The 14,317-nt window shown below is 37.4% G+C and carries 12 protein-coding genes; 3 read left to right on the top strand and 9 right to left on the bottom strand.

Annotated elements, in window-relative coordinates; translation table 11 throughout:
- Window positions 1–3 precede the first annotated feature (3 nt).
- From EHQ43_RS16125 to EHQ43_RS16100, 6 genes are all read right to left on the bottom strand, one after another.
- Window positions 4–1,323 carry a TonB-dependent receptor gene (locus EHQ43_RS16125; protein WP_425269659.1) on the bottom strand — a complete coding sequence of 440 codons (1,320 nt, stop codon included), beginning with the start codon at window positions 1,321–1,323 and terminating at the stop codon, window positions 4–6.
- A gap of 99 nt (window positions 1,324–1,422) precedes the next feature.
- Entirely contained in the window at window positions 1,423–2,166 is a 744-nt protein-coding gene (locus EHQ43_RS16120) for a hypothetical protein (protein WP_135741587.1), read from the bottom strand.
- 53 nt (window positions 2,167–2,219) lie between these two features.
- Window positions 2,220–3,155, bottom strand: coding sequence for an amidohydrolase family protein (locus EHQ43_RS16115; protein WP_167481819.1), 936 nt, complete (start codon window positions 3,153–3,155; stop codon window positions 2,220–2,222).
- Between the two features lie 64 nt (window positions 3,156–3,219).
- Window positions 3,220–4,977, bottom strand: a complete 1,758-nt coding sequence (locus tag EHQ43_RS16110; RefSeq protein WP_135771722.1) for an acyl-CoA dehydrogenase family protein — start codon at window positions 4,975–4,977, stop codon at window positions 3,220–3,222.
- 128 nt (window positions 4,978–5,105) lie between these two features.
- Entirely contained in the window at window positions 5,106–6,638 is a 1,533-nt protein-coding gene (locus EHQ43_RS16105; protein ID WP_135771721.1) for a methyl-accepting chemotaxis protein, read from the bottom strand.
- Between the two features lie 78 nt (window positions 6,639–6,716).
- A complete protein-coding gene (locus EHQ43_RS16100; protein WP_135771720.1) occupies window positions 6,717–7,898 on the bottom strand; it encodes an acyltransferase family protein in 1,182 nt (393 codons plus the stop codon).
- Between the two features lie 209 nt (window positions 7,899–8,107).
- On the opposite strand from EHQ43_RS16100, the gene zigA reads away from it, so the two are divergent.
- From zigA to EHQ43_RS16085, 3 genes are read left to right on the top strand one after another with little or no spacing between them, the layout of a single operon-like run.
- A complete protein-coding gene (zigA, locus tag EHQ43_RS16095) occupies window positions 8,108–9,358 on the top strand; it encodes a zinc metallochaperone GTPase ZigA (protein ID WP_135741582.1) in 1,251 nt (416 codons plus the stop codon).
- Window positions 9,355–9,882: a hypothetical protein gene (locus EHQ43_RS16090; RefSeq protein WP_135741581.1), complete on the top strand. Its 528-nt coding sequence runs from the start codon at window positions 9,355–9,357 to the stop codon at window positions 9,880–9,882. The genes zigA and EHQ43_RS16090 overlap by 4 nt, the downstream gene beginning before the upstream one ends.
- A complete protein-coding gene (locus tag EHQ43_RS16085) occupies window positions 9,882–10,496 on the top strand; it encodes a DUF1826 domain-containing protein (protein WP_135771719.1) in 615 nt (204 codons plus the stop codon). Before EHQ43_RS16090 ends, EHQ43_RS16085 begins: the two co-directional genes overlap by 1 nt.
- Window positions 10,497–10,509: 13 nt before the next feature.
- On the opposite strand, the gene EHQ43_RS16080 is transcribed toward EHQ43_RS16085, so the two are convergent.
- From EHQ43_RS16080 to EHQ43_RS16070, 3 genes are all read right to left on the bottom strand, one after another.
- A complete protein-coding gene (locus EHQ43_RS16080; protein WP_135771718.1) occupies window positions 10,510–12,072 on the bottom strand; it encodes a HEAT repeat domain-containing protein in 1,563 nt (520 codons plus the stop codon).
- 86 nt (window positions 12,073–12,158) lie between these two features.
- Window positions 12,159–12,836: a hypothetical protein gene (locus tag EHQ43_RS16075; protein WP_135771717.1), complete on the bottom strand. Its 678-nt coding sequence runs from the start codon at window positions 12,834–12,836 to the stop codon at window positions 12,159–12,161.
- A 12-nt stretch (window positions 12,837–12,848) separates the two neighbouring features.
- Window positions 12,849–14,114, bottom strand: coding sequence for an SGNH/GDSL hydrolase family protein (locus EHQ43_RS16070; protein WP_425269649.1), 1,266 nt, complete (start codon window positions 14,112–14,114; stop codon window positions 12,849–12,851).
- Window positions 14,115–14,317 lie beyond the last annotated feature (203 nt).

The raw sequence follows: 14,317 nt of genomic DNA, 5'->3' as shown, positions 1-14,317 counted from the left end.
CTCTTAATAACTATGTGCTGGATGAGATCCTAAAATGGCCACGGCTTGCACATAAAATCTCCATTCCCTTTGTTCTTGGAATTCCGTTTTGGAAAAATCCTGGATATAACGCCTTTCCACAGAGCCTCGAATCCGTCCAAACTCAGAACTATGGAATGTGATTTGAGTGGAATGTGCTTCGATTGCATTGTCTGCAAGTTTTCCATTTTTGTCGACTAGTGATTTGTCAGTAAAATAATCATAACGATACCCGAGAGACCAAAGTTGGTGGAATTTATAATCCACAAAAAAGTAATACCCCCATTGGTCGCGAGATGGGGCTTTTGACCTTTGGTACGTACTTGGGTCCATTTGTTCAGGGAAAATTTCTTGTTGGTACCAACCTTCAGACATGATCATGAGTTCTCGGAGATTAGAACGATTCCAACGTAATACAGCATCCATTCCATATAAGTATCTTTGGTTTCGCCTATCCGTTGTTGGTTCAAAACGTACGCCGGAGAATCCAAATTGAGTCCCCCAGTTATTTCCAAAATAATAAAAATGTTTCAGGTGGGCATAACCCATCGGGTTATTTTTTTGTTGGCCTTCCGAATGGGAATGTCCCCATTTTTTTCCATTTGTGGCACCTAGCACGAGTTCCTGGGTGATCCATTTCCAAGGGAGTAAGACACTAAACTCGGCACCCGTATCCATCGCAGACTCAAATCCAATGAATTTCTCATGGACAATGGGGTTCATGGTAAAAGGCCTATCATGCAAATGGATACGATTCAACCGTCCGATATCGATAAACATTTGTCCCACTTTCAACGAGGTGTTAAACGGCAAAAAAGGAAACAGTACATTGGCTTCATGGACTTCGAAGTAGTATTTACCATCTTCCCCGTGCGCTGCTCCAAGGAAATTGGCTCGCATCCATTGGTCAACAGCTGCAGTGAATCCAAACTCAGCTGATCGTACATCCAGTTTGTTATCGATGCGTTCCCCAGTGCCCCTTGGTTTGTTTCTGTCCCAAGCACCAACGATATCAATGGCTGCCGAAACATCCATCATCAGATTTTGTGCGGAACGATTGATTTGGTTCGGTTGTTGGACATTGGATGTCACACCCCGACTACCTTCTGTTACTTTACTACGAGTTTCTTGGTCTTTTAAGTCTTTGTCGAGTTCGGCTTCCCAATCTTCTGTGTTAACGTTCTTTGGATTTGATTTGTTTGTGGAACTTGTTTTGGAATCCTTAGGATCCTCCAATTCTTTTTCCCAATCATTGGTGTCTGCATACAACCAAAACGCAAAAAAAACTGGCAGGAACAATCCCACCAGTCGCGCCAAAGAATTAAATTTAGAAAATCCGAGTTTCACTGTTTTAAATGTTTTTCCTGACTTTATCCTAAATCAAGTGTGATTTTGACGATGTCATTATTGGAAGGAACCAGCAGTTCCGATGGATTGATTGTAAATGGTCAAACTTTTAATGGTTGCTCCATTAATTCGAAGGGCAATCCTATCTCCCCCTAAACTTACCACTACATCTTCTTCTTCAAAATTGTAACTACCTCGATCTATAGTTGAGCATGCTCCTTGCCAACCAAAAATATGAGCACCGGCTCCTTCTTGATGAACTTCTAAACAGAGAGTCTTATCTTGACCAACGGAAGAGCCCCAAGTAGCAGCAGCTCCACCAAATGCAGATGCAGTTCCATCCACCAATTTCTGAGCTGTTGTAGGCAGTAAGGAAAAACCAGGTCCAGCAAAGGAAGTAGTGGAAGGTAAAATTGCGGAGATCGACGATGAAGCCGCATTCAATTGATAAACAATTTCGATTGATGCTTTTTTATTTCCGCCAGAATTTGAAAGACTAGAAGCATTGGTAACGATAGTTGAATTATTGCTCGTACCAACCAATCCACCGCTTAAAGTGACATTACTGGCTTGGAATCCAGAACCAGAAAGCGCTAAGTTTGCATCTCCAGAACAATTTGCAAAATCGAAACGAGTTCCATTGGTTGGGGTTGTTACCGTCGTAGAAGGACAACGTGTTCCGGCAAGCAACGCAAGAATTACTTGATCATTATTATTATCTTCTTTTGAAGAAAATAACTCAGCACAATTGCCCAGAGAAAAAAGAACCGTAAAAATCATGATTGGTTTTAAGAATTTCATAACTACCTCTGTTTGCCTATCATTTGCAACGCTGTTGCAAATGCAACCACGTTTCATTTGAAAAATCGATTTTTTGCGTTTTGGTATAGGATTTTTTGTTTGGCTTTGTCCGAGATTGGTAAGCCAAGAAGTTTAGAAATGGGGTGGTTTAGATTGTAAGGGATATTGGGAAAATCCGATCCAAAATAAATTTGGTTTTGGTAGGTTTCCAAAAGAGGGACCACTGCATCCACATCATCCGCTTTCCCTGTGGCAAGAAAGTCAACAAATACCATGGTTGTATCCAGTGCTAAGTTCGGATAATCACCAAGTAACGATGCATAGTCGGATATTTCATGGGCACCCATATGGGCAACAATCACATGTAATTTCGGATAGGATTGGATAAACGGTTTAAAAAATTGAATTCCCGTAAATTCACCTGGAAGTGGTGCCGTCCCAGTATGGATGACAATGGGAATTTCTTTTTTTTCCAAATACAAAAAACAATCGGTTAATTCAGGATCATTTAAATTGAGTTTAGAAACTTCACAATGGAGCTTAAAACCAAGAAACTTGTAATCTTCCACGGCTTGTTTCACATACTGGAGTACACCATCTTCTGGATAAAACGTTCCGAAGGGAATGGCACCGTCCCAATTTTTATAATTCGCAAAGGTCCAATCATTGAGTGAGGCAGCCATATTTTTTTTGTGCGCATAGTTGAGAGTCGTGAAGTCCTTGATTCCATTATGGTGGAGACGTTTCACTCGTTCTATCTCCGGCAATCGGTAGCCGATAGCCCAGTTATCATTGTCAAACCATCGCCAAATCAACTTCATGATGGTCTCAGGAAAAAAATGAGTGTGGATATCAAAAATGGAAGGAATTCCTAAATCAGAAATTTGTTTTAGATGTTCTGGAGTTTCTGAATCAGTGATTGGTGGGAATGAATCCCCCCTCCATGAAAAAGGAGAGGAAATTCGAGTGTCGGTAAGATTTGCGGAAATACCAGCCTCATTTCCCCCCGCAAAACAAGCGTAACAGGGAAGTAAGGCATGGTTTAAATTTTCCTTATGCAGTGACTGGAGTTTTTTTCTTTCCACGAATTTTGGTTAGGTTAGAAGCAAGGATTGCCGCACTATCCAAAATATAACTTTCAGTCAGCGATTTACGGTGTGCTCTTCTTTCTACTTTTGACCTACCAATACTCCTTTCGAGTAACAAACTGTTATGAAATCTTGCTGCCGATTCTACCACTTCAAAAGCTAATTCTTCGCGCAGTGGGGTCGAATCAATTTCTGCATACTCAGCCACAACTGTTTCAAATTGTTTGAAAAGATCGTTTAACTCGGAAGAAGACACAAATCCGGACATTTCCGATTTTAAATATTCACGGTAAATTCCGGTATCTGTCATACCAGAAACAATCCCTCCAATACAAGCTACAGTTTGGAGTTGAGTCGTTCCTTCATAGATGTTTGTAATCCTTACATCACGATACAACCTTGCAACATCATAGTCTTCCGTATAACCAGATCCACCATGGATTTGTAAAGCGTCGTAAGCGACAACGTTTGCCATTTCAGTGATGTAATATTTGGAAAGTGGTGTGAAAAGTGAGGCAAGTTTTTCCCATTTTTTGAAGGATTCATCTTTTTTGATATCCTTCTCGGAAAGACCTTTCATTTTTCCTCGTTCTTCTTTCCATCTATACTGATCTACAGCAAAACTTGCTTCGTATAAAATACAACGCATGGCCGCCACTTCTCTTTCCATTCGTTCTATCATCTTTTTGACAGCGGTGATGTTACTGATTGTTTTCCCAAATTGGACTCGTTCTTCTGCATACTTTTTCCCTTCGAAATAAGCAGCAGTCGCAATGCCCATCGCTTGCGCAGCAATGTTTAAACGTGCTTGGTTCATCATCGCCATGGAATACTTCACAAGGCCTTTTCCTTCATCCCCGATCAGAATTCCTGGAGCATTTTCGAAAACCACTTCACAAGTAGGAGAACAATGGAGTCCCATTTTCTTTTCAATGGAGGCAACAAAGACATCTTTGGAATGAACTAAGAAAAAAGAAAGTCCACGAGCACCACTCGTTGTCGATCCTGTTCGTGCTAACGTTAAAATGATCGAAGGTGCATTACCAAATCCACATGCGTGAGTGATGAAACGTTTGGTTCCAGTGATTCTCCAAACACCATCTTCGCCTTTTACAGCTTTCGTTTGTATGTTCGGAAGGTCTGAACCATAATTGGGTTCTGTAAGTGCCATCGCACCACAAAGTTCACCAGCTGCCATTTTTGGCACATATTCGTGAATCATTTCTTCAGTACCGAATCGTTCGACAGTTTCCGCAAGGTTCATACAACCAAGTGTGATGGCAAGTGATCCATCACCACGTGATACACATTCAGATAACATCGATTGAACAACAGAAGGTAATCCAAGCCCACCGTAATGTCTATGGATTCCATACGGCAATAAACCTGCAGATTTAATTTTTTCAACTACGTCTAACATTGGTTTTGGAAAACCAACTTGTCCGTCTTTGTATTTGAGTCCCTCTTCATCCATTTGTTTTGCGATTTGAGAGATGTCATTCCCTGCAATGTCCCCACCTGCTTCCAATGTGGAGCGGTAAAATTCGATTGCATCTTCATAATTGCCAGGGGCATAAGCTAACTCTTCTTTCCCTGTTTTTTGAAATTCGGCAAAATCTTCAAACCCTTGTTCGTATTGATCAACCACCTCATTCCAAGGTGTGAGTGAATCAAAATGATCAATTAAATCATCATTATCATTAAAATAGTTATTAGATATCATACAATTATTGGCTCCAGACCAGGACTTTCACTCACAGTTAAATATCACGAAAAGAATTACAAATAATTTTCCCTGAGCTTTTTCTGAACGAATGTCCAATCCGTTAAGTTAATGGTGTTAAACAAGGATCATTTAATCCGATTGGCAAGGACTTGGATGTCTTCGATGTGTTCGGCAAGGACCCTTGTATTTTCTGCTACCACTTGGACAGCATCTTCAATATTTTGAGCCGCACGCATCACTTCCCTGTTTCCAATGGATTGTTCTTTGGCAATGATTTCCAGTTGGGAAGAAATATCTTTTAATTCTTTTTGAGATTCCACAACTCTTGCATTTAACTTCTGCATATCGATAATCTTTTCATTGAACAAAATGACTTTGGATTGGATGTTTTTCATTTCTTTTTCTTGGTTAGATGCCAGCGAATTAGCTTCTTTTGCAGATAAATTCCCTTTCATCAAATCAGATTTAGATTTTAGAATGGTTTTGGAAATAATACTAGCATTGGATGCAGAATTATCCGCGAGTTTTGCAACTTCTTGTGCTACTACCGCAAAACCCCTTCCATGCTCCCCTGCCCTTGCGGCTTCTATCGATGCATTTAAGGCAAGTAAGTTGGTCTGATCCGCAATTTCTTTCATGATTTGATTGACATCTTCGACTTTTTGGAAACTAGAACTTACTTCAGCAAGTATATTGTTTAAATTTTCCATAGCCAAAGTGACAAGATTACTAAATTTTGAAGACTCACTAATTTGACCAGAGATCAATTCAATTTCGTTTCTAACCGTCGTGACAATTCCTTCTAAAGTTTGGCTCTCTTCATTTAAAGTTTCGATACGTTGGTATTGGTCTTTGACAAATGAAAAAGAATTTTCTGTGGATTGAGCGATTTCTGTAAGCGAGGCAGAGATTTCTTCTATAGATGCTGCCTGATTTTGTACAAGTCCATTCAGATCATCGGTAAACACTTTCAAGGCGGCAACAGACTGGTTTAGGTTTTCTCCCGTTTCGACCATTGCTTCTTTTTGTTCCGATACCACTTTAGAATGTGCATCTGCTTCTTTTTTCCCTTTCAGTGCTTCTTCTCGAATTGATGTGAGGAGACCAACCATCTTACTCATAAAGTATGTAGCTAAAATCAAAAATATTACTTTGACAATTTCAATCGGCAATGAAACCGAATGTGCCAAATGGTGGACATCATTTCGGTCCACAAAATTCACACCTTCACGATATGAAAAATACAAGGACCCAATATGAATGATGATAAGTAAACAACCAACAATAATCGTTTGCCTTGCAGAAAACAAAAAACCAGAATATAGGATCAGAAAAAAACAAATTGTATAATTGATTCCAATTTTTAAGGCCGCTGCTGATAAATCCAAGGTAATCATGGATTGGCCCCATGTAGAAAGACCTACAAGGATCACATCGCCTACTACAAACCAAAAAGGATATGGATTTTTTTGTTTGTGGAACAAATACAATTGAAAAAACGCTAACACTCCATACAAGGTAGTGGAGATTACCATCACTACCAATTGGTCAGGACGAATGGATCCCAGACTCCCCAAAATTCCTAATACATATATACCAAATAAAATAAAACGAATGGTATTGATGATTTTTGCAGATTTTAATTTATATTCATCCATGGCATCTTTCTTGTTAAACTTCCTCTATTAAAACTACAGGGGAAGCAATCATTAACAATTCAATTGAATCCTAGTTTTTTATTTTTTGTTTAATAATCGATTCCGCAAAGCGAGGAATGGCTTTTCAGTCATTAGATAATATAAATACGCATAACCGAGGATAATAACACCAATAGGAATTGTCCAGATTATGATTTCATAGTAGTGAATTTTATGGTAACCAATGAATTTTTTTGAAAGAAAACCTAAGCATAATAAATGAATGATATAGGCACAATAGGATAATTTTGCAACAGGAGAAAAGATTGGTACTGACAAAACTTTTGCAGTCCAACTTTTTTCATCCAAGGTTTTGATTAAGATAATGGACCAAGCCAAAGACGCAAAAAGAAATCGAAACACACAGGTAAATAAATCGGGTCTATCTTCTGATGTGAAAAACATAATTGATAATAAAGTAACTAAAGACAACAAAACAAAATAAATTGAATTTCGATCCTTCAAAAATTTATCGATTTTTTCAGGATAATAAATTTGTATCGCTGCAACTAGGACACCAAGAAACAATCCATCCATTCTCGAATGAAATGGATAATAAAAAGTAACTGAATATGTCCAAAAACTCAAATTTTCAGGGCTGATTTGCAAAAATTGAATCAATCGAAAGATAGTTGGTAAAATCACTAGAATACTGAGTGAAAACAGGATTTGATTTTTTTGTTTCAGTTTTAAAATTAAAAAAAGTAAAATCGGTAACAAAATATAAAATTTTTCTTCAACACTGAGTGACCATCCATGAATCATTATACCTGCAAAATAATCACTCATATATGCATAATCCCATACAACTCTTTTCAACAACTGAAGCGATTCTGTTTTAACAAGTTCATCAGTAGCGAATTTTGAAAGATTATAGATAATTATAAATTGAAATGTTAGGAATATATAATAAGGTGGAAAAATTCTTAACACACGTTTTGTGATAAAATTCCCATAATTGATTGAATTTGTTTTAATTTTTTCTTTTAATAATTGTCCGCCAATCAAATATCCACTTAAAACAAAAAAGGCATCCATACATAAGGAACCATTGTTTAAAAAATTTTCAATCCAGACGTTAGGTTCGTGAAAACCAAAATATTTATATGGCCTGAACATGTGAGTGTAAATCACCATAAAAAAAGCGATTCCACGGATCCCATTGAGTCCCTTCATTTCGAGGGGATTGGTTTTAAAAACGGAAAAAAAATAGTCTTTCATGAATTAATCTGCCGTCTTAAGGAAACCAAACGAACCCTTACGGTCACTTTATTTTTTTATTCAATGTAAAAATAACCTCTAAACCAGCTTTCATCCAAATTAGCTTTTTTGGAAATCCATTCCAAATTTTCTGCAACTTTGTTGCATTTGAATTTGACAAAAAATCCAGCAGTTTTTAAATGCAACTTAATTGCAGAAGGTGGATTCCAATGGATCAAAAAATACCCGTCACAGTCTTATCAGGATTTTTGGGAGCAGGCAAAACAACCCTACTCAATCACATTCTTTCGAACCGAGATGGACTTCGTGTGGCAGTCATTGTCAACGATATGAGCGAAGTGAATATTGATGCAAAGTTAGTTGCCAACGGTGCTTCCCTCAGTCGAACAAACGAATCACTTGTAGAAATGTCCAATGGATGTATTTGTTGCACCTTACGCGAAGACCTTTTGATTGAAGTCACAAAGCTTGCAAAGGAAAATCGATTCGATTCGATTCTCATAGAATCCACCGGAATATCAGAGCCTTTACCAATCGCAGAAACCTTTACCTTTGAAGATGAAACTGGTGTTAGTTTGAAAGATCTTGTAAAACTTGATTCAATGATCACGGTTGTTGATGCAGTGAATTTTCTGAAGGATTTTGAGAGTTTAGATTCTCTGAAAGAACGAGAATTAGGTGCTGGTGAAGAAGATGATCGAGACCTAGTGGACTTACTTGTTGACCAAGTGGAATTTTCTAATACCTTAGTTGTCAATAAAATTAGCCTTTTATCGGAAACCAAAAAGAACAAACTACTGACAATTTTACGCTCATTAAATGCAGAAGCCGAAATTATAACGACAGATTTTGGAAAAGTACCTCTCAATAAAGTTCTCAATACAGGTAAGTTTGATTTTGATAAAGCCAGTCAATTCCCGTTGTGGCTGAAAGAATTAAGAGGAGAACATGTTCCAGAAACGGAAGAGTATGGAATCAAAAGTTTTGTTTACGGTAACAGAAGGCCTATGCATCCGAAACGTTTTTATGATTGGTTGGATTCTGAAAAAGAAGGCCTTGTCAGAGCAAAAGGTTTTGTCTGGCTTGCGTCCAAAATGGATTGGGTATTACTCTATTCACAAGCTGGGTTTCTTTCATCTTATAAACCAGAAGGTTACTGGTGGGCAAGTATCAGAGAAGAAGACATTCCCGATGATCCAGACGTATTGGAAAATTTAAAACAACATTGGTTAGAACCTTGGGGAGATCGTAGGCAAGAAATTGTCCTTATAGGTCGGGATATGAATGAAAAAAAAATCAGGGCATCTCTCGACAAATGCCTATTAACTGATGAGGAATACAAAAAGGGACCCGAATTTTGGGAAACATTAGAAGACCCATTCCCGAATTGGGATGAAATGATATCCTCTGCCGGACAAGATACGGATATTAATGAGGAAACTGAGGTTGTTTCCAAATGAAAGTTTATTTAGGAGATTTGCCAGTGGAGCTCACTGGCAGAAGACCAAAACTTGGGGATCCTATAGAAGGGAAATTTGGATTTAAACCTGCACTCAATACAAAGTCTAAATTTCCTGATTTACAGAACATAAAGGGACTAGTATTCCTTTCCACCTTACCCAATGTGAAATCGTTTGCTTGCTCTACACAAGTTTTAAATTTAGAAGAAGAAATTTCGAAAAGAAACATAAGAGCTAAAATTTTTCATCTTGCTTCCTGTGGAATTAATTCCTGGACTGAAATCAAAAAGTTACATCCACAACTGAAAGCAAACGGTTATTCACTTCAAAATTGTGATACCGATGAAGTTACTACATTTAAACAAAAATTAGGTGTAGGGGTCACAAATTCACATCGATTGGCTCATGGACTCTTTGTATTAAAAAATGGAAAATTCATCGCAAGTTATATCCCAAAACAACAGTATGGTGTGCCAAACATAAAACGATTTTTAAATCGATTAGAAAAAGGTCTATCTTCCTAATGCACAATTCTTTAGAAGTTGTCGAAAGTTTCAGAATCTCATCTCAAATAGAAGTTTTTAATGAAATCCAAAGAAAAGGTGTTAATGTAAGTATTTGGAAACGTAGACCCTCTAAAAATATAATAAAATATTTAGATTCGATCATAAACAATAAAAATTTTTCATTTGAAATTGATGCAGAGGATATAGATCGAGTAGAGCATTTTTTACCAATTCATAATAATATATCAAATCTTGAATTTGCAAATGAAATCAAAAAACTTTCTTCTATCTTTGCAAATATAACGAACAAAAAACATCATACAATTCAAATCACTACAGTGAACAAAATGCAATGTCCCTTGTTTCATGTAGATTTTTTATCATATCGTATGATGTGCACATATAAGGGTCCAGGTACATTATGGATTCCAAATTCGAGTGTCGATAGAAGTCATTTAGGTTGCGGACGGAATAATCATGTCATTCAAGATTTTCGACTGATCAGAGAAACTGAAAATTTTGATGTGATTTTAATGAAAGGAGATTTGCACCCAGAAGATCCAAACAACGGATGCATCCACAAATCTCCAGAAGTCCTTTTTAATCCACGAATCTTCTTAAAAATAGACTAAAATTCAAATTAAGTTATGGATTGTCTTTCACCCAAACATTCCATTCTTTTGCTGTTCTAAATTTTTGACCCGTAATAGCAGTCAGTGCATAATAACTTAACTTCCGTTTTTCGGCATCATCACCATTAGTAAATTGAATCAGTACTGGGATAGATTTTTTATCTTTGCGTTTTGCAATTTCTTCCATCGCAGGTCGATACACTTCTGCATTTTTCGATTTTGTTGCTTCTTCGATTAGAAGTCTTGCTTCTTCAGAAGGAATAAGTGCAACCGTTGATAAAATCTGTGGAGCCATTTTAGGACGATCATTCAAAAGTACTTTTAGTTTTGGTAAACTGCTGGGATCGGCAATGGATCCTAAAGCTTCTAAAGCATAACTCATAAGTTTAGCATCACCTTTGTCTAAGGCAAGTAATAGGTCAGGAACTGCTTCTTTTGCTCCCATTACACCGAGTGCCCAAGCAGAACCATAAGGCCCTTCCTTTTCACCAGATAACAATATTTTTCTTAAAACAGGAATGGAACTTGGATCCCCAATCCAACCAAGTGCCTCCGCAAAATTGTCCCGTTCTGGTGTACTTGGTTTCACAAGTAGTTCTTCTAAACGATTTTTTGCTTCTTTGTATTTTTGCCTTCCAATAATTTTTGCCGCATAACCCCAGTTTTTTGTCTCTTCAGAATTTAATAATGCGAAAGCAAGTTTTGATGCTTCTTTAGAAGGGATTGCACATAATACATCAGTAGCATACATTTTAGATTCTAAATTCTCTGATTTTAAAACACTAAATACTTTCGGAACAACCAAAGGATTTCCAATTTCAATGAGTGCCATTGATGCATTTTCCTTCCCTTTATCATATGGTAAAGTTAAAGCTGAAATCAAAACATCGTTTGCATTTTTCGCGTTTATCCTACCAAGCGCAAGGTATGAAGCGGCAAGTGTTGGTGATTCATCCTGAATTTTTGTGAGTCCAATCAAATATGTTTCAGCGGAAGAAACCTTTAGTTTTCCAAGTGCCATCGCAAATGTTTTATCTTTCTCTCTGTTTTTGTTTTTCTGCGCCATTAACAGAATTTGAGAACCAACAGAAGTTGCACCAATTTGAACCAAAGCATCCACAGTTTGCAATCGGAGTGTAGCATTTTCATCATTTAACAAAGGATAAATTCGAGAAGCAACTGATGTATCTTTCATACGAGTCAGTGCATCCAAATACACATCCTTTGGATTTTCTGTATCTGACCACATTAGATTGGCAATATTTGAAGAAGAATTTTTATCTTTTAGATCTCCTAATGCAATGGCAGCCCCTGCTCTGAGACCAGGATCTTTATCACTTAACATCTTTCGAAGAGTTGGAATTGCTTTTGTTACCCCTCGATTCCCAAGTTGGATGGCCGCTTGGCCTCGATCAAAATTAGATCCAGATTCTAAAGTTTTCAGAAGGACTTCCGTTGGAATTTCCTCTTCCACAGGGATAACCTCCGGAGTTTCAGGTTCGTTAGGTCCACCAAAACAATTTTGGCTTAAAGAGAATATAATCAGTAAAATGGATAATTGAAGAAAAAAGCGCATGAGGTTACTTATCAATATGAGTTGAGAATTGTAAAACAAAAAGCCTCTTAACCAATAAGAGGCTTTTGATGAAATTGGTTGAAAGATTAACTATTAGGTACTTGGTTTCTTACTTCTCTGAGTGTTGCGAGTTCTTTTTTCCAGATTTGTAAATCTTTCTCTGCAGAACCTTTCACATCACTATTAGGTTTTTTATTTTCTAACCAATACTCAACCATTTGGATCCTAGATTCCAATTCGTTGATCTTAAAATCGAAATATGCTTTTTGAGTTTTTGCAGAAGGTCGTTCATTTACATTTGGTTCTTCAGTTGATGGTTTGTCTGACCATTTTTCTTTTGAAACATTTGCAGAAAAACTGGCATCCATTGCCGTAAAAGAATCCAACATTTCCAATTGGTCTTTCTCTTGTTTTTCCGTCATAGGTGCACGTATTTCACGAGGAATGTAGAAATTGTTTGGATATTTCGCCGCAAAATCTCTCCACTCCTCTTTGATTTCTTCTTTACGATTTGGTTTTTTTTCGAGAGCAAACGGCCAAAGAACTTCTGCTTGTGCCAATTCCAATTCTTCTGGATTGGGAGCATCTGCAAATTCTGGATCATCAAATAACGAATTTGCATGTTTCTCTGAACTGCCAAAATCAGAATTTGACACAACAGTTGTTTGTTTGGTTTTACTGGAAGAAAATTTCCAAATGGTAATTCCAAATAAAACTAAGAAAAAACTACAAACCGAAATAATTCCAATAGACCGTTTACTCATCGTTCTAACCTCTTATGTAAAGATGGATACTACCCAAGAAATTGCCTGACCAAAAATATTCTCGGTTAAGAATTTTTTCAAATCAATTGGGTTTCTGTTAAGTGTATCGTAATACCAAGCAGTATATTCACTCACTTGTGGAATTGAAAATCCATAACGAGTGTTAATTGCTTTGATTAACTCATTTGCAAATAATGAGTGACCATACATGTTCGGGTGAACACCATCTAAACCAAACACACCTGGTTGGTTAGGAAGTGGCCAGTTTGCACGAGCATTACCAGGAGACCATCCAGAAGCACTACGAATTGGTCTTCCATTTTCTTTGAGGTCATCAAAAATCACACGTAAATCAGCAACAGCAAAACGCATAGTTGCCGCCTGAGCTTTGATTTCATTGTTCAACATGTTTAAAAAATTAGAAATAGTGGCGACTTCATTCGCATCCAAAACTTGATTTGGATCTGATACTGAATTTCTAAAGAAAGCTTTGAGTCCAGAATAGTTAGCTCTTCCGTTTGGATCTCTGTAGTTTTCAAGGAAAGCAATTGCAGTTACGTTAGGAACAGTAAACAAAACCCCACCTTTTAAACTTCCCATGGCAGCCATTCTGCGGAAAAATTCACGAATATCTCTTTTGAACCTAACTTCGTCTAAACAATCAGTTGATGTGTGAAGAGCTGTACAAAGCACGTGGTTGGCACCAGCAGAACCAAATAAGAAAGTTGGTTTTACTTTTTCCATCACTTGCGCTTGTGTTCCTGCATCACGTAAACCAAAACGGTGGAATTTGTCTGGTTCTTTACAATCAGCAACAGTCACCCAACGGTAAGTGTACCAATACCATTTCGCCCAATACCATTCTTTCTCTTGTTTGGTGGCAGTGATGTCTTCACATTTACCTGAAGTTCGGAGAACGGTTGTATATTCAGCACCTGTGATTCCTGCATGTGATGGAAGTGAAACAGTGGACTGATTTCCCCCAATTATGCTTTCTGCGATACAAAAGATTCCACAATCCCATTTGAGAACGTCTTCTAAGTTTACAAATGGCCCTTTCAGAACATTGTAAGAAACAGAAGCACCTGCTTGTTTCGATACGAGGACTGGATAAGCCCAATCTTGTGTTTTTTTCTCAACCGTGACACCAAAGAAACCTTGGCTCAAGGAATCCCCAATGACACCTACTTTTTGGAACATTTCGCCTTGCGTTTGTGCAGATAAAGAACCTGCCAATAGCAAAGAGAGCACCAATCCGAATGCTTTTTTTGTGTTCATATTTCCTCCCAATCGGAACATTTTTAACATACTTTGAACAATTGAGACATTTTGGTGTCTTTTTTGAACGAGTGTCAAATAATTTATTTCCGAACCAATGAGAATTTTTGAACCAAGTTCACAAAAATCAAAAAAGCAGTGACGTTTTGTTTTGAAATGTAGCATTTTTAAAGACAAAAATGAACGAATTCAGTGATTTTTAC

Origin of the sequence: Leptospira bouyouniensis (assembly GCF_004769525.1) — a bacterium.
Lineage (GTDB): Bacteria > Spirochaetota > Leptospiria > Leptospirales > Leptospiraceae > Leptospira_A > Leptospira_A bouyouniensis.
The sequence above is the reverse complement of the archived record's forward strand: the minus strand, read 5'-3'. Positions and strand labels throughout refer to the sequence as shown.